The sequence below is a fragment of the Oceanospirillum sp. genome (assembly GCF_982874595.1).
In genome coordinates this window covers 13157-31646 of record NZ_CEYNZH010000041.1, presented here as the reverse complement: position 1 = coordinate 31646, position 18490 = coordinate 13157, and the positions used below count along the sequence as shown (strand labels likewise).

The window sequence follows — 18490 nt, the reverse complement described above, 5'->3', positions numbered from 1 at the left end:
GATGAGGTTCATCGGGCGCTGTAAAAAAGTGTCAACTTATATCAGGACTAGACAGCCTTAGCTCACCCAATCCGCCAACCTTAAAACTACTACTTCGGTACTATTTTTTGATCATAGGGTCTGAAAATGCGGCCCGTAAGTAGCATATTGATCCCTTTCATACGGCACTAGCATGCTAGTAACAGAGCGCCAGGGTTAAGCCACGTCGGGTTTGAACGTTGTCAGGGTTGAACAGCGCTACAGGCCGCAGCCATCCCTGTCTGATCCGTAAAACCCAGGACACAACGGATTCTGCCGACCGGGACGTTACCTGAGAAACGGACTGAGCTGATGGGACTTTATTAGATACCGGCCAACAGTACCGGCATCTTAAAAAATGACATCATCAAACAGCCAAACATAAAAACAATAAAAGAGCAGGCTTCAGCCCTGTCAGTGGTCACCGATGAGTAACGCAATCTCCAATCTGAGAAAATTCGTCTCCCCCGAAATTATCTTCGGTGCAGGCGCCCGCAAAACCGTAGGCAACTACGCCCGCAGCTTCGGATCAAAAAAAGTGTTTCTGGTATCCGACCCCGGCGTTGCGGCTGCAGGCTGGCTGGAAGATGTCAGAGCCTCCCTTGAAGCGGAAGGCATCGACAGCGTGATCTTCACCCAGGTTTCCCCCAACCCGCGAACCGACGAAGTGATGCTGGGCGTTGAACTCTACAAAGCGGAACAGTGCGATGTCATTGTCGCGGTCGGCGGTGGCAGCCCCATGGATTGCGCCAAAGGCGTAGGTATTGTCTCAGCCAATGGCGGGCATATTCTGAATTACGAAGGCATCGACACCATCGATCTGCCGATCCCCCCGCTGATTTTTATTCCAACCACAGCCGGTACCTCTGCGGATGTCTCCCAGTTTGCCATTATTTCTGATCAGCATGAGAAGGTGAAAATCTCCATTGTCAGCAAGGCCGTTGTACCGGACGTTGCTCTGATCGATCCGGAAACCACCGCCACCATGGATAACTTCCTCACCGCCTGTACCGGCGTTGATGCTCTGGTACATGCCATAGAAGCCTTTGTGTCCACCGGTGCTGGCCCACTGACGGATATGCACGCGCTGGATGCGATCCGCCTGATCAACCAAAACCTGCCGCAACTGGTGGCTAATCCACTGGATAGCGAACGCCGTGAAGCCGTTATGCTGGGTTCCATGAAAGCAGGCCTTGCCTTTTCCAACGCGATTCTTGGTGCGGTGCATGCCATGTCCCATAGCCTTGGCGGTTATCTCGATCTGCCTCATGGCCTCTGTAACGCCATGCTGCTGGAGCACGTGATCGACTTTAACTACCGGGATGCTCAGGATCGCTACAAGGTCATTGCGGAAACATTGGAACTGGAAACCCACAACCGGAGCAGCCAGCAGAACCGTCGCGCCCTTGTGGATAAAGTGATCGGCCTCAAACAGGAGGTCGGCCTGCATCAGACCCTTTCTCAGCAGGGGGTACGCATGACAGACCTGCCCCAGCTATCGGAAAAAGCCCTGGCGGATCTCTGCATTCTGACCAACCCCCGCAGCTCCAACCAACGAGACCTCGAAGTGGTTTATGAAGAAGCGCTCTGATCCGACAACAGCGGGCCTGAAAACGCCAGCCGCTAAAGCAACAGGCACTCCGTCCCGGGGTGAGGCACTGACGCATCTGATCGGTCTTGGCGAACAGTCCGTCCGTAAAAGCTATTACCCGGAACTGCTCACCAAACTGGAAGAGCTGGAACAGGAAAGAGACCGCTACTCTCAACTCAACGCCACTTTAGAACAGCTGAATGAAGAGCTGGAGGTGCGGGTTGAAGAGCGCACTCAGGAGCTACAATCCGTTAACGAACAACTCCGTCAGGAGATCGCCGAGCGCCAGCAGATTGAAATCCAGCTGAAGCAGGCGAAAGAAGCCGCCGAAGAAGCCAACCGTAATAAAGATAAATATTTTGCCGCTGCCAGCCATGATCTGCTGCAACCGATGAATGCCGCCCGCCTGCTGGTTTCTGCGCTGCGAGAGCGTACGCTGGCACCCGCCGATGAAGGCCTGGTGGAACGGGTCCATCTGGCGCTGGAAAACGCCGAAGATCTGATCAACGATCTGCTGGATATCTCCCGACTGGATCAGAACGCCATCACACCAGATCTCAGCTCCATGCAGCTGAACGCTCTGTTGCACTCGCTGGATGCCGAGTTTCAGCCCGTGGCACAAGTGAAGAAGCTGAAACTCAATATCCTGCCCACCAGTCTTGCGGTCTGCAGCGACTCACGCCTGCTGATGCGCATCCTGCGTAACCTGATCAGCAACGCGATCCGTTACACGCCAGAAGGCAGAATTACCGTGGGCTGTCGCCGGACACCGGAGCATGTCCTGATTCAGATCTGGGATACCGGCGATGGTATTCCTGCCGATCAGCTGGAGATGATCTTTAAAGAGTTTCAGCAGCTGGATCAGCACCGGGGCAAAAACCGTCAGGGCTTAGGTCTGGGGCTTGCCATCGTAGACCGTATCGCCCGTATGCTAGGGCATCCGGTACAGGTGGAATCTCTGCAGGGACAAGGCTCCTGCTTCACGGTACGGGTGCCCCGGGCACACTTTCAGCCACGGGTGCCGACCTCTCTGCCACCGGCCAGTTTCAGACCCTCCGGCGATGTGCTCTATCAGCGTTCGGTACTGGTGATCGACAATGAAGAAAGTATTCTCGTCAGTATGGAAGCCCTTCTGCAACAGTGGGGGTGTCAGCTGATCTGTGCGCCGGATCTGGAAGAAGCTCTGGCGCTTTGTGAGGATGAGGAGTTTGAACCTGAGGTGATTCTGGCGGATTTCCACCTGCACGATAACCGCACCGGCACCGAGGCGATTGACGCCCTGCGCCAGCATTACCGGAAGGAGATTCCGGCGATTGTGCTCACCGCCGACCGGAACAGTGAACAACGTAAGCGCTTTAATGACGCACGCCTGCCGGTACTGAACAAGCCGGTGAAACCCGGCAAGCTACGGGCGCTGATTCAGCACCTGCTGGAGTCCTGAAGGGAGTTCCCGGAATACAAAGACAAGTTTTCTTCACTCCCCACAGACAAAAAACCTGCCGCAGCAGGTTTTTTGTCTTCCGGAATTATCAGTAACAACACCGGAAGGCTCTGAACTCACGTTACGCTCAACCGCTTAGTATTCAGCGTTGTGATAAACGTTCTGCACGTCATCCAGGAAGTTCAGCATATCCAGGAACTTGTCCATGGTTTCCACATCTTCGCCGGAGATGGCGGTCATGTTGTGGGGAACGAACTGAATCTCGTCCACTTCCAACTCAACACCTTCACCAACCAGTTCAGTGATCGCGGTTTTGGCTTTTGCGTAATCGGTGTGCGGAGCAAATACGGTCAGTTTGCCGTCTTCGTTTTCGATGTCGGTCACATCAACATCCGCTTCCATCAGCGCTTCCAGTACCGCTTCTTCGTCTTCATAAGCGAAAACAAAGATCGCGCTGTGGTCGAACATGTGGCTTACGCTGCCCTGTCCGCCAATTTTGCACTTCGCTTTGTTAAAGCAGGTACGCACATCACCAAAGGTACGGTTCGGGTTATCGGTCAGACAATCCACAATCACCATGGTGCCGCCAGGGCCAAAACCTTCGTAGCGCGCAGTGGAGAAATCTTCACCGCCGCCACCTTTAGCCTTATCCAGAGCTTTGTCGATTACATGCGCAGGAACCTGATCTTTCTTCGCACGGTCGATCAGACTACGCAGAGACAGGTTGCCATCAGGCTCCACACCACCGGCTTTCGCACAGACATAGATTTCACGGCCATATTTACTGTACAGCTTGGCTTTGGCGTCCGACGTTTTAGCCATGGACTCTTTTCGGTTTTGAAAGGCTCTGCCCATACCACTATCCCGTTTTAATTGTTTAAAAACCGGATTTTACCTCTAAGCCGCACGCTATAAAACTCTCTTGAAAGAAAACACTGTGCAGACAGAACGGCCCTTGAGTAGCGGATGCGGTTTAGTCATCCTCTGCAATGCACTGGCGCATGCGACAAAATGCCTGTTCAGATCAATAAAAATCTCATTTTAGAAACATCAATAAACTGCAATAATGTAACCGTTTGAAACAAAGCGTTAGAATTAGGGCTCTTATTTACCCGAATCCCCTTGGCTTCCCCCACATTCACTGCAGATTTTCCAGAGGTCGATTCTACTATGTGGTTCAGCAGTACTTTAAAGGACGAAAATACCGCACTTAAACAAGAGCTGGCTCGCCTTAAGCAGCAGCATCAAAGTGAAATCCAGCAGCTTGAGGAGGTGATTGAGGAGAAAGAAAGCCACATTCGCCGAGTGCAGCAAGCCTCAGAAGATTTTGCCAACATCATGCCCTGTATTCTCCAGGGTGGTGATATGCTGAATACCATTCGTGAAGGCTTAGCCAGTAATGCCGAAGCCTTAATCGAAGAACGCAAAGCGCAAAAACAGATGAACGATGTGTTTGCCGAAACCCGTGATGCTCTGGTTCGCCTGGAGAACCGTGCCCGCTTTATCAGTGATCATGCCGGTAAAAGTATGGCTGCTGTTTCTGTTCTGGATGAAACCGCATCCAGTATCAGCCGTCTGGTATCGTCGATTCAGGAGATTTCTGACCAGACCAACCTGCTGGCTCTGAATGCCGCCATTGAAGCGGCTCGTGCCGGTGAAGCCGGTCGTGGTTTTGCTGTCGTCGCCGATGAAGTACGTACTCTGGCCGCTAAAGCCCATGAAGCCAGTAGCCAGATCGAGTCCCTGATCACTCAGGTGATCAATCAGACCAACGATATTAAAACCATGGTGAGCGAGAACCAGCAGAGCACCGAAGAGATATCAGCGTCATCCTCTCAGATTGATCATGTGGTTGAGCAGGTTCTGGAACGCTCAACGCATATGCAGAAGGTGATCAGCGATTCTACTACCTCAGCATTCCTGAATACCGTGAAACTGGATCACGCGGTGTGGAAGAACAACGTCTACAGCCTGATTGAGAAACAACAGTTTACCAATGAGGTGAATCGTCATACCGAATGCCGACTGGGCCATTGGTATTTCAACGGATACGGTGCTAACCACTATAGCCATCTGCAAAGTTTTAAGGATCTGGATAATCCTCACAAGAAGGTACACGATTGTGGCCGCTCTGCTTTAAAAGCCGGAGCTAACGGTGATACTCAGGCAATGCTGAAGTATCTGCAATGTATGGAAGATGCCAGCTTAGAAGTGATCCGCTGTGTAGACCGTCTGATGCAGGATGCCCGTACCCTCTGACACGGCTCTGTCTCCCCTAAAAAAAAACACGCCGCTGGTGATCATAATCATCTCAGCGGCGTTTTTTTGGCCGTTACGAAAAAGTATCAGGCCTTCAGATAGCGGCTATGAAACTCCAGATGCTCACCAATAAAACTGGCGATGAAATAGTAGCTATGATCGTAACCTTCCTGCATACGCAGCTGCAGTGGGTAACCGACTTGGTCTGCGGCCTGCACCAGAAGCTCTGGTTTCAGCTGCTCTTCAAGGAAGCTGTCTTCTGTTCCCTGATCCACCAGCATCGGCAGATGCACCTGCGCCTGACGGATCAGCTCGCAGCTATCATAAGCTTTCCAACTCTCCCGGTTAGCGCCCAGATAAGCGGTAAAGGCTTTTTCACCCCAAGGAACATTCACCGGGTTAACAATAGGACTGAACGCAGATATCGAAGAGAATCGCTCCGGATTTTTAAGGGCCAACGTCAGGGCCCCGTGCCCACCCATTGAGTGGCCGGCAAGAGCCCGCTTCTGCGTTACCGGGAAGACCGACTCAATCAGCTCAGGCAGTTCGTGCAACACATAGTCTTCCATACGGTAATGCTTTGCCCAGGGCTCCTGAGTGGCGTTCAGGTAAAAACCTGCGCCCTGTCCCAGATCGTAGCCGTCATCATTGGCGACATCCTCACCACGGGGACTCGTGTCCGGTGCCACCAGGGCAATGCCTAACTCTGCGGCCATACGATGAGCACCGGCTTTCTGCATAAAGTTTTCATCGGTACAGGTCAGACCCGACAACCAGTAAAGCACGGGTACCGGTCCTGATGCAGCCTGGGGCGGCAGATAGATGGCAAAACGCATCTCACAGTTCAGTACCTGAGACTGATGGCGATACTGTTTATGCCAACCACCAAAGCTGCGGGCACGGCTGATATTTTCCATAGGTTCCATAACATTCTCCTGCTAAAAGCCGGATACCCCGTTTGTTTTATTCAACGGAGTACCCGGCTTAGTCATTACGTCAGCTCAATCGGTTTGAGACATCGAAGTGAAAGCAGAGCTTAGTAATGAATCACGCTGCGGATCGACTTACCTTCATGCATCAGATCAAAGGCTTCGTTGATCTGCTCCAGCGGCAGGGTGTGGGTAATAAAGTCATTCAGGGCAAATTTGCCTGCCAGATAATCTTCCACAATACCCGGCAGTTCGGAACGACCTTTAACACCACCAAAAGCAGAACCACGCCATACGCGACCGGTCACCAGCTGGAACGGACGGGTAGAGATCTCCTGACCGGCACCGGCAACACCGATAATCACAGACTCACCCCAACCCTTGTGGCAGCACTCCAGCGCAGAGCGCATCACATCAACATTACCGATACACTCGAAGGAGTAATCCACACCGCCATCGGTCAGCTCGACAATCACTTCCTGAATCGGCTTGTCGTAATCTTTCGGGTTGATGCAGTCAGTGGCACCCAGCTTTTTCGCCAGTTCAAACTTGGACTCGTTAATATCGATCGCCACAATACGACTGGCTTTTGCCATGGTGGCACCAATGATCGCCGACAGACCGATACCGCCCAGACCAAAGATAGCGACGGTTGCGCCCTCTTCCACCTTGGCGGTATTCATCACAGCGCCCATACCGGTGGTCACACCACAACCCAACAGGCAGATCTCTTCCAGCGGCGCTTCTTTGTTGACTTTCGCCAACGAGATTTCCGGCAGTACGGTGTATTCCGAGAAGGTCGAGCAACCCATGTAATGGAAAATCGGCTGACCATCTTTGTAGAAACGCGTGGTGCCGTCCGGCATCAGGCCTTTACCCTGAGTTTCACGTACCGCCTGACACAGGTTGGTTTTGCCGGATTTGCAGAACTTACACTCGCCACATTCAGCGGTGTACAGCGGAATCACATGGTCCCCCACCTGCAGGCTGGTCACACCTTCACCTACCGCTTCAACGATACCGCCACCTTCATGGCCCAGAATCGCCGGGAAGATACCTTCCGGGTCATCACCGGACAGGGTGAAGGCATCGGTATGACACACGCCAGTCGCAATAATTTTGACCAGCACTTCACCTTTCTGGGGTGGCATAACATCGACTTCTTCAACAGACAACGGCTGGTTCGGGCCCCAGGCGATGGCGGCACGGGATTTAATCATAGGCTGAGTCATAACAGGCTCCGGTAACTGATTCGATTACTAAAACGGATCCCAAAGGATCAATCTTCTAATTTTAGCTGTTACCGCAAAAGGGATAATCCTCTAAAATATAAATTCACTTTTACCTATATGTAACAATAATACTGCAAATAAGCCGATCAACAGGGGCCTAAGCATCGATGAACTGGGAAGGGATCAATGAATTTGTTGCCGTGTATGAAAGCGAAAGCTTTACGCAGGCTTCACGCCAGCTGGGCTGCTCAACAGCCCAGGTAAGCCGTCAGGTCGGTCATCTGGAAAAACGCCTTGGCAGTAAACTGTTCTACCGAACCACCCGCAAGGTTTCAGCAACGGAAGCAGGACAGATTTTCTACCAGCACTGTCGCCAGATTCTGGATGCGCTGGACGATGCCGAACGCGCACTCACCGACCTGCAGGCAAGCCCCAGGGGCAAACTCAAGATCACAGCCCCTGTGGCCTATGGCGAGAGCCATATCACACCGTTGCTGAATAACTTTATGCAGCAACATCCGGATCTGGAGCTTCAGTGCCATCTGACCAATCAGACACTGGATCTGGTCACAGAGGGGTACGACCTGGCGATACGACTGGGGCGTCTTGGAGATTCCAGCATGATTGCCCGCCGCCTCTCCAGCCGACGTCTTTATGTCTGCGCCTCACCGGAGTACCTGAACAGACACGGTGAACCTCATACCCTCTCGGAGCTGAACCACCATAGCTGCTTGCAGGGCACGCTGGATTACTGGCGATTCCGTTCTCAGGGGCAGGAACGAAACCTGCGTATTCACGGTCGTATCCGGTGCAATAGCGGCCATGCATTGCTGGATGCTGCACTGAAGGGACTGGGAATTGTTCAGCTACCGGATTACTACGTTGATGAAGCACTGAATAAGGGGCAACTGGTTAGCTTGCTTAACCCTTTTCAGGGAGAGGATGAAGGAATTTGGGCACTGTACCCTCAAAATCGCCTGCTTTCCCCCAAGGTAAGATTGCTGGTGGACTATCTGGTTAATTCACTGTAAATAAATGTAATAAAGCTTTGTCAGACTCAAATTTTTCACCAGATCAATAAATAAGCCATAAATTTACCGCTTAGCTGCCTCAGATCTAAAACTGACATTTAAAAGTTATATAATTGAGCTAAACTGCCGGTACTTGCTAAATCACGATAAAAAAAGTTTCACTGTTCAGTGTTGTTTTCAACGTTATTTGTCATGAAAATCAGGCAACCTGAATAGAGAAGTCCAAGGATACCTGAGATGCCAAAACGACTTTTTTCTATTTTCTCTTTACATCAGGCACCTGAAAAACCCACTTTTGTTGCCGGAAAGTTTTTATCCGTCGCCCTCATAACCTCTGTATTAACACTATCCTCATTAACGCTATCACCACTCACGTTTGCAGGTACAAAAGATCAGGTCATTGAGAAAGGTGATCTGGATTGTGGCGTATTCCCCGATGACCCCGGACGAAGTGCCATCAATGACAAAGGCCGCTGGGAAGGTTTCTACGTTGATTTCTGCCGGGCAACGGCCGCTGCAGTTTTGGGTGATCCTGAGTTTGTTAACTTCATCGAAGTAGGAGCCACTACGCGCTTTACCACCCTGATGGAGAAAAAAACGGATGTCGTTATGTACAGCTCCACCTGGACGCTGGGCCGAGAAAATCAGTATCAGGTCGAATTCCCTGCGATTTATCTACTTGATGGTCAGGGTTTTATGGTGCGTAAAAGCTCCGGAATCCGTAAACTTTCTGATCTGCAGGGCAAACGTATCTGTGTCACAGCCAACACGACGACACACAACAACCTGGTTGATACCTTTGATTCCAGGGGCTACAAAGCGGATATTATTTTTGCCAATGGCGACAGCTTTTTCCGGGGCAGTTGCGATGCCTATACCGCGGACCGCATGAATCTGGCAACCAACCGCGCGAACAGGGCAGATAATCCGAATGACTACATTATGTTGCCGGAAATGATTTCACGGGAACCTATCGGTCCTAAGGTTCGTAATGATGATCCCGAATGGTCACGCATTATCCGTTCCGTGGTGCATGCTGTGATTCTGGCAGAAGAAAAAGGCATTACCTCCTTAAATATCGATCAGGTGATGGCTAAGAGCAAAGATGTTGAAGTGCTGAACCTGCTCGGGAAAACCGGAGATATCGGCCCTCAGCTGGGACTCGACTCCCAGTGGGCTTACCGTATTATTAAATCTGTCGGTAACTACGGCGAGATTTATAATCGCCATTTTGGTCTCGGAACTCCAATCAACATGGAACGCGGACTCAATCGTCTGTGGAATCAGGGGGGAGCTTTGTTCGCTCCTCCCTTCAAGTAACTGATTCTCAGGAATTCCGGTTTCATATCTGATTAAGAGTTCATCTATGGGTCGTTTGGGAAGTTTTTCCGGCAAAATTGTAAAAAGCATTGGCTTTCGCCTGACACTGTTTCTGGCTGCAGGTTTTGCACTCTATATGGTGATGGCTGCTTTGAGTATTCAGGCACTGCTGCGCCAGACTGAAGGCCTGAAGGAGTTGAGCGGCCTTCACTATGAACGCGCTCTTACCGCGGCAGAACTCTCCCGTGATGCAGAAGTGATCGCTGCACAAACCTTTGAAAGCATTCTCAGTACCAATCGTAGCGTGAGTCAGGAAGGCGCTGTCGACCAGGATCTGGTTGATCTCTATCGTTACGTGCGAAAACAACTGACAGCAACCAATGAGAAAGAACAGGGCTACCTGGACGAGATCGATCTCTGGCAAAAGCCCTACTTCTCCAGCCTGGAAAAGCTGGCTCAGCGTCTGGAAGAAGAACGTCTTCTGATGCAGCAGGAGCAGGATCTGCTGGATGACCTTCAAAAACTCAGCGATCAGCTGCCGGAAGGCTCCGGCTCAACCACATCCAGACTACTCGCCCAGCAGATTATCAATACCTGCCTGATCGCGCTGAAAGCCGAGAAAAATGGACAGCTGCACCGGCTGGAGAAATCAGCGGAGACGTACCTGAAGCAACTGCCTGATGCCCGTCAGCTGTCTCAGCAGCTACAACCACTGATCAACCGAACCTTCCATCTGAGAAAACCTTTGATTCTGAGTCACAGGGCGACACTTGCTTCTGCAAGAGAGGCCCGCCTTTACTCTCAGCGTCTGACCACCAGTAGTTATAACTATTTCCAGAGCCTGAAAAATACCGCCCATTTGGCGGCAAGAGACTACGAATCATCCGCGCAGCGTGCCTTTATCATGGTGGGTGTATTCAGCGTTATCTTTCTGATCAGTATTCTGGCGATGGTGGTCTTTATTCGCCGTCGTCTGGTGGAACGCCTGGACCACCTGAGCGATACCATGAGTGCCCACGTTGCAGGCGATCCTAAAGAGATTCCTACTGATGGCGAAGATGAGATATCAGTGATCGGACAGGCTTTTGAAGTTTTCGTAAATGCCCGAAATACAGCGGAGCAACGCCTGAATCAGGCTCAGGAAGAGACAGAAAAAGCGAATCAGCAACTGCGCAAACTGAACCGGCAGCTACTGGTGCTTAGCGAAACGGACCCCCTGACAGGCGTTGCAAACCGTCGCTATTTTGACCAGAAGCTACAGGACCACTGGCAGATGACCCTCAATCTGCGCCAGCCCTTGGCGTTGATTATGTGTGATATTGATCGATTTAAAACATACAACGATCATTTTGGTCATCAGGCAGGGGATGAGTGTCTGAAGAAAGTTGCCTCCACACTGGACGATATTGTCCACCGTTTCCCGGATACTCTTCTGGGTCGTTACGGTGGCGAAGAGTTTATTTTGCTGCAGGGACGATCCTCCCAGGAGCAAATTTTCCAGCTGGCAGAAGCGATGCGCTCGGCAATCATAGAGCAGGAAATCAGCCATCCGGATTCAGAGCACGGAATTGTCACTCTGAGCCTGGGAACCGCTATCATCCAGCCTGACAGCCACCGATCTATCGATCAGTTGATTCAACTGGCCGATGATGCCTTGTACCAGGCAAAAGAGATAGGTCGTAATGTAACCGTATCAGCCAAACCGGATCTCCCTCTGGAAACCAGTTCCTGATCCCCCTTGTCGCCGGCAGTTGTTTCCAGTCAGGCAAGGGCTTGCGCTCTTAACAACCTAAAGAGCACCTGTAACAATCATAAAACCTTATAGACATACCCAGTCTTTGATAGGAAAAACCTATCAATACAATCAGCCTAATCAATTATCTGATCACAATTGTTCGTCCTATACTTCTCCTAACTTCAACGAAAGGGCTCTGAAAAAATCCTTTCAGAAAGCCTTAACCGTTTTGCTTTATACAGAAAAGCACTTATTAAATGACAGGAGCAATATCATGCCACAAGCAATCAACACTGAAATCAAGCCATTTGCTGCAACCGCTTTCAAACAGGGTGAATTCGTAGAGATCACTGAAGCTGACGTAAAAGGCAAGTGGGCGGTATTCTTCTTCTACCCTGCTGACTTCACTTTCGTTTGCCCGACTGAGCTGGGTGACGTTGCAGACAAATACGAAGAGCTGCAGAAAATGGGCGTAGAAGTGTTCTCAGTATCCACTGACACACACTTCACTCACAAAGCATGGCACGACAGCTCTGAAACTATCGGTAAGATCAACTACTACATGGTTGGCGACCAGTCCGGCAACATCACCAACAACTTCGGTGTTATGCGTGAAGGTATGGGTCTGGCAGACCGCGCCACTTTCGTTATCGATCCTGAAGGCGTGATCCAGGCGATGGAAATCACTGCTGAAGGTATCGGCCGTGACGCTGACGACCTGCTGCGTAAGATCAAAGCCGCTCAGTACGTTGCAGCACACCCGGGTGAAGTTTGCCCTGCGAAGTGGAAAGAAGGTGAAGCGACTCTGGCTCCTTCTCTGGATCTGGTTGGCAAAATCTAAGCCATCCTGCTCCCCAATGCGCGGATTATGGGAGGTCACACCGGCCTCCCATCTCCCTCAGAGCCTGCCCACCGGCAGGTTCTGAGAGCAACAGCCTGAATCACTTCAGGTCAACGTCACACCCTGTTTAACCCTGTTCTGTATCACGCCGGTTTGCTTTAAGCATCACAAGCAGACGTCGGCACCGCTGTATCTGAAATTCGCCTGACAGGCGATACGATCAGCACGGACAACAGAGCGGATTACCTTAAACAAGACGGATAACTTTTTAACTAAGTGGGTGAAATAACCATGCTTGAAGCGAATCTGAAACAACAGCTGGATGCCTATCTGCAACGCCTCGTTAATCCGATCGAGTTGACGGTATCCGTAAACGGCACAGCAAAATCCGATGAATTGCTGGAACTGGCCCGCGAAATTGAAGGCCTGAATGACAAGATTTCTCTGACGGTTGATGAAACCCCAACGGGTCGTGCCCCCCAGATGGTGGTCGCGCCCCAGGGCGAGAAAGGTCGTGTGACCTTTGCCGGTATCCCCATGGGCCATGAGTTTACCTCTCTGGTTCTGGCGCTGCTGCAGGCCGGTGGCTACCCGTCAAAAGAAGAGGAAGCACTGCAGGAACAGGCAAAAGGCCTGACCCGCGAACTGAATTTTGAAGTTTACGTCTCACTCTCCTGCCACAACTGCCCGGATGTCGTTCAGGCAGTAAACCTGATGGCGATCCTGAACCCGAATATCACCGCAACCATGATCGACGGTGGCGTGTTTCAGGATGAAGTGAAAGAGCGTGAGATCATGGCCGTACCTTCCGTCTACCTGAACGGCGAGCCCTTCGGTAACGGTAAGATGACGCTGGCCGAAATTCTGAACAAAGTAGACGATGAGGCCGACGCCAAAGCCGCTGCGGCACTGGCCGATAAAGAAACCTACGATGTACTGGTCGTAGGCGGCGGTCCGGCTGGGGCATCCTCGGCGATCTACTCCGCCCGTAAAGGCATCCGTACCGGTGTTGTCGCTGAACGTTTCGGCGGTCAGGTGGCCGATACAGTGGGTATCGAGAACTTTATCTCCGTATCCTACACCGAAGGCCCCAAATTAGTCGCCCAGCTGGAAGAGCACGTTAAAGAGTACGACGTGGATATTATGAAAACCCAGCAGGCGGTTGCTCTGCGGGAAAATGCCGATGGCCTGAAAGAGGTCGAACTGGCCAACGGTGCCGTACTGAAAGCCAAATCCGTGATTCTGGCCACCGGTGCCCGCTGGCGTGAGATGAATGTACCCGGTGAAGCCGAGTACAAAGCAAAAGGTGTCTGCTTCTGCCCGCACTGTGATGGCCCGCTGTTTAAAGGCAAGCCGGTTGCGGTCATCGGTGGCGGTAACTCAGGTATCGAAGCTGCGATTGATCTGGCCGGTATCGTAGAACACGTTACCGTACTGGAATTCAGTGACACTCTGCGCGCCGATGATGTGCTGGTGAAAAAAGCAGAATCCCTGCCCAATATCACCATCATCAAAGAAGCGATGACGACAGAGGTGTTGGGCGATGGCAATAAAGTCACCGGCCTGACCTATCAGGACCGCACCACCGAGGAAGTTCACACAGTGAACGTGGATGGCATCTTTGTTCAGATCGGTCTGGTACCGAACAGCGAGTTCCTGAAAGGCACACTGGAACTGAGTAACCGTGGCGAGATTGAGATCGACAGCCACGGCCAGACCAGCATGGCCGGTGTGTTTGCGGCAGGTGATGTCACCACCACACCGTACAAGCAGATCATTGTCTCCATGGGCTCCGGTGCTACCGCCGCTCTGGGTGCTTTTGATTATTTAATTCGCTCATAAAGGAAGGATCCGCATCTGAGCGAATCCCTCCACCGGCAGCCCTACCCCAACAGGTAGAGCTGCCCGGTTCTGCATCTTTAATTTGTTCTCTTAATGACGGCCCTACCTCCGACACGATTCCAACCAATACGATGCCCACTCGCCTGAACCGCAGGCTATCGTATTTTCCCGAAGGGCTTTTCCCTGTGGAAAAGTCACTTCGGTTTTTTTATGCCTTTCCGTATATCCGCAGACAAAATTTGAATACCTGCACTAAATTCTTTTCGTCAGTGGCCGATACTTAAGTGCGTGTTATTAAAAAAGAGAACACCTAAGCTTTTCTTCGATGGGGATGGGGCTTCTGGGTGCCTTTAGTCGTGACAAGGAAGCGGTCGCATTCTTTAAGCCAACAATGAATACCACCGTATTAATAACCTTCAGATTTTTAAAATACTTAGTATTTAGTACCAACCACAGGGAAGTCAGACCATGTTGAATACCAGTCATTATCTCGGCCGTTTTTTTAGCGCCCCAAACACCTCCGCCACCGGAGCACAAAACACCTCTACACCCTCTACACCCTCTGCATCTGTGCAACAGGCAGTACAGAGCGCCCGAGAAAACACCAAAGCACAAGCCCGGGAACTCGGTATTGAAGACGGGGCCAAATTAGTGCTTATTGGCAAGGCAACCTATAACGACCTGTTTTATGGCGAACAGAAAGTCAAAGCCGATGCCTTACTGGAGCGCATGTCACCGGAACAGCGGGACTTTATCCTCAGCAATATCGGTGATTACAAGAGCCTGCTGAAAGGGGATGATATATACCAATTGGCGGAAAACCTCAGCGACGAAGAAGTGTCCCAGTTCACTGATATTATGATTGCCATGCAGTCGGAGAATCCTCGTGGTCGTTTTTATCTCAAGACCTCTGATCCTCTGGACGCTATCCATATTGGGGATGTCATGCAGACTCTGGCTGACAGTAAGCCATCACTGCGCCAACAGATTCTCGACCAGGCCCACATCTATGCAGAACAGGTACAACTAACGGAAAAGCCCGATACCTATAGCAGGAAAGAGCTACTCAACCCCTCCAAAAACAGCTCGCTGGATAACCTGAAAACATTTCTGAATACCCTGCACAACGTCAAAGATCATCAAAGTCTGATGAACAATCTGGACAGTGTTGATGAGACGCAAAAAATTCCCTTAATGCAGGTTTATATCCTGGATGAAGAGTTAGGTGTACGCAGCCACCAGATGCTGAAAAACAGAGCGTTCTCACCGGAAGCAAAAGAGGGGTTGCTGCAATTTATTGCCGAGACCGCTGATAAAACCGGGCACTGGCTCGACCTAAAAATAGGGGCCAATAACAGCAGCAACCCGAATGACAGCAAAGCAGCTAGCGTGGCTTGGAAGGATAATCACAGCTACTCCATTGGGCGGGATATGGTTAAAGATACGCTGGACCTGCTGGATAACTATGAGTTCAGCGATGAGCAGCTGTTGAATATGGCCGGCACGCTAAACAATCTGGACCGCAGTAACCAGCGCGCTTATCTGGAGATTACCGTGCAAGGTATGGAACACCTGTTTGGCAGTGATTACCTCGAACCGCTTGATTTGACAGAGCACAGCGATGCTTTGGCTGCTATCGATGCGGTAAGAAACAACGCTGAAGCCCGGGATCTGGTATTTATGTCCAGACTGGGAGATCTCTCTCGGCCTGCCGGAAAAACAGGGGATGCGATGTACTACCAAAAAGAAAAAGTGACCGGTCTCTATAGAACCGATCCCTATAAAGATATGGCAGAAACAGCGGAAGTACTGGTCGCCAATGCCTGGCTGGGACAGCGCAAACTGGACCCGGATATCTGGCCTCCTAAAAATGGCGAGTATGAAACACCGCCGCTTAACAAGGACACACTGACTATGGTGCGCCAGCTGAATCAGTTATCCGCCAAAGAGCGCGACCTGAGCGTGGACCGACTGTATGTTTTTGGTGACCTGACCCGAGGCGCCCTGGATATACGGCAGCACGAGCTCTAAGCCTTATTCAGGACAGGACAAAGTAGACCAAAAAGGGCAACCTGAGCTGCCCTTTTTTATTTTAATGTCCCGTCCTGAATAAGATTGCCCATCAAATCCTGCTTTTTATCCGGCAACCTTCTCTTCACTGTTAAATTCAATCATCAGATCACTACCCAAGGCCTCAATCGCCTCTTCCACCTGAGTCAAGGTTACGCCGTTAGGAACCGTCAGTACCATATCAGCCTTAAACAGCATCTCTGAACTCATCGGTGCAGGTTCGCAGCAGGTATCCAGCTCTTTCACATTAACCTGCAGGCCACTCAGCACCTGAGACACCTCTTTCACAATACCCGGTTTGTCGTTGCCTACTACCGACAGAGACACGGTAGAACCAGCCACAACATGTGCGCCCGCCTTGGCCGCGGTTACCGTCAGGCCAAAACGTTCCAGCGCCACCAGATCTTCCACCAGCGCATCTGCCTGATCATCGGCTACCGCAACGGTCAGAATACCGGCAAACTTATCCGCTAAATGGGACATACGGCTTTCGAGCCAATTACCGTGATGCTTAACGATCGTTTCAGAAACTCTTTCTATAAGACCGGGCTTATCGTCACCGATCAGGGTTAATACCAGTTGTTGTGACATAACCTTTCTCCGCTCTGCCTTTATGATTACTTGCGATGATTCCACCTTCCTTGAAAGGCACTTCCGCAATTGGAATGTTCATTAGAGATAGCACGCTTTAACGTGCTTTCAAATAACTTTTTTACGACAAAACAAGGCGTTAGTATGCGGAATACGGATAGCTCCAGGATAATTCAGGCAATTCAAAACAAATCCTTCATCACTTCACGCACACAGCTAACCACTTCCCGCACACAGGTCATCCGGGAATAGTTCGGCCGAATCAGCAGAGAAATATTCCGGGTCGGTTCCGGAGTTTTAAATCGGATATAGCGGATGCGATGGGTGTCTTCCAGATTGTGAGTCGCCAATCTCGGCAACATGGTCATACCGATACCGCTTGCCACCATATAGCGCAGGGTCTCAAGACTGGTCGCCTGAAAACGATGATCCTCTTTTGCGCCAGAGGTAAAACAATAACCCAAAGCCTGATCCCTCAGGCAGTGACCATCCTCCAATGTCAGCAGCTGTTGATTATTCAGGTCATCAAAGGTAACCATATCCTTCTCCGCCAACGGGTGCTGAGGAGATACCGCCAGGTCCAGCGGTTCATCAAACAGATCGTAGCGCTCAACGCCCTGCATATCATCAAGCCAGGGCAAAATCAGCAGATCCAGTTTTCCCTCATTCAACTCACGCATCAGCACCTTGGTCTGCTTCTCATGGAGATAGAAACTAACCTTTGGTAATCGCTGATTAAGGGGCTCCATAACATGAGGTAAAAGATAAGGAGCCAGAGTAGGAATCATCCCCATGTGTAGGTCGCCGGCCAGAGGGTCGAGTAACGTTCGGGCCGTTTCTTCAAACACCTGAGCTGCGTTCAGTACATTACGCGCTTCTTTTACCAGCTGTTCGCCTGCAGGCGTTAGCATGACATTTCTGCGATGTCGTTCAACAAGCTGCAAACCTAACTGCTCTTCTAACTTCATGATCTGACCACTAAGCGTAGGTTGGCTGACAAAACAAGCTTCTGCCGCTTTACCAAAGTGCTTAAATCGATCAATCGCGTCCAGATACTCCAGATCACGCAGCTTTACCATAGGTTCACCCTTGCTTATATATTGATTTTTTAAAGGTTTTACCTATCTTAAGCCGGGCCTGCTAACACCGCAATGACTTAGGAATATCAGAACCGGTGTCAGAAGATAAAAAATAACATCATAAAAAAAATGGTCATTGGTATGTCATGTGCAAGTCATTTAATAGGAAGCATCCAATACTGACCAACCTATAAGTAGAAAACGATGAAAGCATCAGATTTAGAGATTGCGGAAAAAATGCGTAATACTCACATGGAAGATAAAATTCTGAACAGCACAATACGAAAAAAACAGTGTCTGGATAATGAGTTAGCTCATGCCTTGCAGCTGGAAGCCGCTATGTTTGAACTACAAAAAGAGTTCAGAAACCGTAGCAGAAGTATCTCGGAGAACGTTGGACAACTCGGCAATCTGCTTGGCCTGAACCGTGTTGCCTGACCTGTAAACGGATCATTGCCGCCATAAAAGAACCAAAATGTTCCGCTTTGAGGCATTTTTCTTCTGTTCAGTT

15 protein-coding genes are annotated in these 18490 nt (G+C 50.6%); 10 read left to right on the top strand and 5 right to left on the bottom strand.

The annotated features are described in order from the left end of the window. The first annotated feature begins 445 nt into the window (after positions 1-445). Together ercA and AC4GL5_RS14250 are read left to right on the top strand one after the other, a co-directional pair. Positions 446-1609: an alcohol dehydrogenase-like regulatory protein ErcA gene (ercA, locus tag AC4GL5_RS14255; protein ID WP_490383463.1), complete on the top strand. Its 1164-nt coding sequence runs from the start codon at positions 446-448 to the stop codon at positions 1607-1609. Continuing rightward, the gene (locus AC4GL5_RS14250; RefSeq protein WP_490383462.1) at positions 1593-3050 is read left to right on the top strand and encodes an ATP-binding response regulator; all 1458 of its coding nucleotides are present in this window, start codon (positions 1593-1595) and stop codon (positions 3048-3050) included. Before ercA ends, AC4GL5_RS14250 begins: the two co-directional genes overlap by 17 nt. A 135-nt stretch (positions 3051-3185) precedes the next feature. On the opposite strand, the gene AC4GL5_RS14245 is transcribed toward AC4GL5_RS14250, so the two are convergent. Further along, complete coding sequence (locus AC4GL5_RS14245; RefSeq protein ID WP_490383461.1) at positions 3186-3905, bottom strand: YebC/PmpR family DNA-binding transcriptional regulator; 720 nt, start codon at positions 3903-3905, stop codon at positions 3186-3188. A 315-nt stretch (positions 3906-4220) separates the two neighbouring features. Here AC4GL5_RS14245 and AC4GL5_RS14240 point away from each other — a divergent pair, with 315 nt between their 5' ends. Continuing rightward, positions 4221-5309, top strand: coding sequence for a methyl-accepting chemotaxis protein (locus AC4GL5_RS14240; RefSeq protein ID WP_490383460.1), 1089 nt, complete (start codon positions 4221-4223; stop codon positions 5307-5309). 86 nt (positions 5310-5395) lie between these two features. Here the strand turns inward: AC4GL5_RS14240 and fghA are convergent, their stop codons facing one another. Continuing rightward, on the bottom strand, positions 5396-6235 hold the full coding sequence (gene fghA, locus AC4GL5_RS14235; RefSeq protein WP_490383459.1) for an S-formylglutathione hydrolase: 840 nt from the start codon (positions 6233-6235) through the stop codon (positions 5396-5398). Positions 6236-6345: 110 nt separating this feature from the next. Continuing rightward, positions 6346-7470, bottom strand: a complete 1125-nt coding sequence (locus AC4GL5_RS14230) for an S-(hydroxymethyl)glutathione dehydrogenase/class III alcohol dehydrogenase (protein WP_490383458.1) — start codon at positions 7468-7470, stop codon at positions 6346-6348. Positions 7471-7637: 167 nt separating this feature from the next. On the opposite strand from AC4GL5_RS14230, the gene AC4GL5_RS14225 reads away from it, so the two are divergent. From AC4GL5_RS14225 to AC4GL5_RS14200, 6 genes are all read left to right on the top strand, one after another. Continuing rightward, positions 7638-8501 carry a LysR family transcriptional regulator gene (locus AC4GL5_RS14225; RefSeq protein WP_490383457.1) on the top strand — a complete coding sequence of 288 codons (864 nt, stop codon included), beginning with the start codon at positions 7638-7640 and terminating at the stop codon, positions 8499-8501. 237 nt (positions 8502-8738) lie between these two features. Beyond that, on the top strand, positions 8739-9821 hold the full coding sequence (locus AC4GL5_RS14220; RefSeq protein ID WP_490383456.1) for an amino acid ABC transporter substrate-binding protein: 1083 nt from the start codon (positions 8739-8741) through the stop codon (positions 9819-9821). A 46-nt stretch (positions 9822-9867) separates the two neighbouring features. After that, complete coding sequence (locus tag AC4GL5_RS14215) at positions 9868-11553, top strand: diguanylate cyclase domain-containing protein (RefSeq protein ID WP_490383455.1); 1686 nt, start codon at positions 9868-9870, stop codon at positions 11551-11553. A gap of 277 nt (positions 11554-11830) precedes the next feature. Next, the gene (ahpC, locus tag AC4GL5_RS14210) at positions 11831-12397 is read left to right on the top strand and encodes an alkyl hydroperoxide reductase subunit C (RefSeq protein WP_490383454.1); all 567 of its coding nucleotides are present in this window, start codon (positions 11831-11833) and stop codon (positions 12395-12397) included. A 291-nt stretch (positions 12398-12688) separates the two neighbouring features. Continuing rightward, complete coding sequence (gene ahpF / locus AC4GL5_RS14205) at positions 12689-14239, top strand: alkyl hydroperoxide reductase subunit F (RefSeq protein WP_490383453.1); 1551 nt, start codon at positions 12689-12691, stop codon at positions 14237-14239. 468 nt (positions 14240-14707) lie between these two features. Beyond that, entirely contained in the window at positions 14708-16270 is a 1563-nt protein-coding gene (locus tag AC4GL5_RS14200) for a hypothetical protein (protein ID WP_490383452.1), read from the top strand. Positions 16271-16375: 105 nt separating this feature from the next. Here the strand turns inward: AC4GL5_RS14200 and AC4GL5_RS14195 are convergent, their stop codons facing one another. Beyond that, positions 16376-16900 carry a glycine cleavage system transcriptional repressor gene (locus AC4GL5_RS14195; RefSeq protein WP_490383451.1) on the bottom strand — a complete coding sequence of 175 codons (525 nt, stop codon included), beginning with the start codon at positions 16898-16900 and terminating at the stop codon, positions 16376-16378. 182 nt (positions 16901-17082) lie between these two features. Then, the gene (oxyR, locus tag AC4GL5_RS14190; protein WP_490383450.1) at positions 17083-17979 is read right to left on the bottom strand and encodes a DNA-binding transcriptional regulator OxyR; all 897 of its coding nucleotides are present in this window, start codon (positions 17977-17979) and stop codon (positions 17083-17085) included. 204 nt (positions 17980-18183) lie between these two features. On the opposite strand from oxyR, the gene AC4GL5_RS14185 reads away from it, so the two are divergent. Next, positions 18184-18417 carry a hypothetical protein gene (locus AC4GL5_RS14185; protein WP_490383449.1) on the top strand — a complete coding sequence of 78 codons (234 nt, stop codon included), beginning with the start codon at positions 18184-18186 and terminating at the stop codon, positions 18415-18417. Positions 18418-18490: the final 73 nt, after the last annotated feature.

Excerpts from the sequence above, each read along its gene's own strand:
- AC4GL5_RS14220 (WP_490383456.1), top strand. The coding sequence starts at position 8,739 with ATGCCAAAACGACTTTTTTCTATTTTCTCTTTACATCAGGCACCTGAA.
- AC4GL5_RS14230 (WP_490383458.1), bottom strand. The coding sequence starts at position 7,470 with ATGACTCAGCCTATGATTAAATCCCGTGCCGCCATCGCCTGGGGCCCG.
- AC4GL5_RS14215 (WP_490383455.1), top strand. The coding sequence starts at position 9,868 with ATGGGTCGTTTGGGAAGTTTTTCCGGCAAAATTGTAAAAAGCATTGGC.
- AC4GL5_RS14225 (WP_490383457.1), top strand. The coding sequence starts at position 7,638 with ATGAACTGGGAAGGGATCAATGAATTTGTTGCCGTGTATGAAAGCGAA.
- ercA (WP_490383463.1), top strand. The coding sequence starts at position 446 with ATGAGTAACGCAATCTCCAATCTGAGAAAATTCGTCTCCCCCGAAATT.
- ahpF (WP_490383453.1), top strand. The coding sequence starts at position 12,689 with ATGCTTGAAGCGAATCTGAAACAACAGCTGGATGCCTATCTGCAACGC.
- ahpC (WP_490383454.1), top strand. The coding sequence starts at position 11,831 with ATGCCACAAGCAATCAACACTGAAATCAAGCCATTTGCTGCAACCGCT.
- AC4GL5_RS14250 (WP_490383462.1), top strand. The coding sequence starts at position 1,593 with ATGAAGAAGCGCTCTGATCCGACAACAGCGGGCCTGAAAACGCCAGCC.
- AC4GL5_RS14185 (WP_490383449.1), top strand. The coding sequence starts at position 18,184 with ATGAAAGCATCAGATTTAGAGATTGCGGAAAAAATGCGTAATACTCAC.
- AC4GL5_RS14240 (WP_490383460.1), top strand. The coding sequence starts at position 4,221 with ATGTGGTTCAGCAGTACTTTAAAGGACGAAAATACCGCACTTAAACAA.
- oxyR (WP_490383450.1), bottom strand. The coding sequence starts at position 17,979 with ATGGTAAAGCTGCGTGATCTGGAGTATCTGGACGCGATTGATCGATTT.
- fghA (WP_490383459.1), bottom strand. The coding sequence starts at position 6,235 with ATGGAACCTATGGAAAATATCAGCCGTGCCCGCAGCTTTGGTGGTTGG.
- AC4GL5_RS14200 (WP_490383452.1), top strand. The coding sequence starts at position 14,708 with ATGTTGAATACCAGTCATTATCTCGGCCGTTTTTTTAGCGCCCCAAAC.
- AC4GL5_RS14245 (WP_490383461.1), bottom strand. The coding sequence starts at position 3,905 with ATGGGCAGAGCCTTTCAAAACCGAAAAGAGTCCATGGCTAAAACGTCG.
- AC4GL5_RS14195 (WP_490383451.1), bottom strand. The coding sequence starts at position 16,900 with ATGTCACAACAACTGGTATTAACCCTGATCGGTGACGATAAGCCCGGT.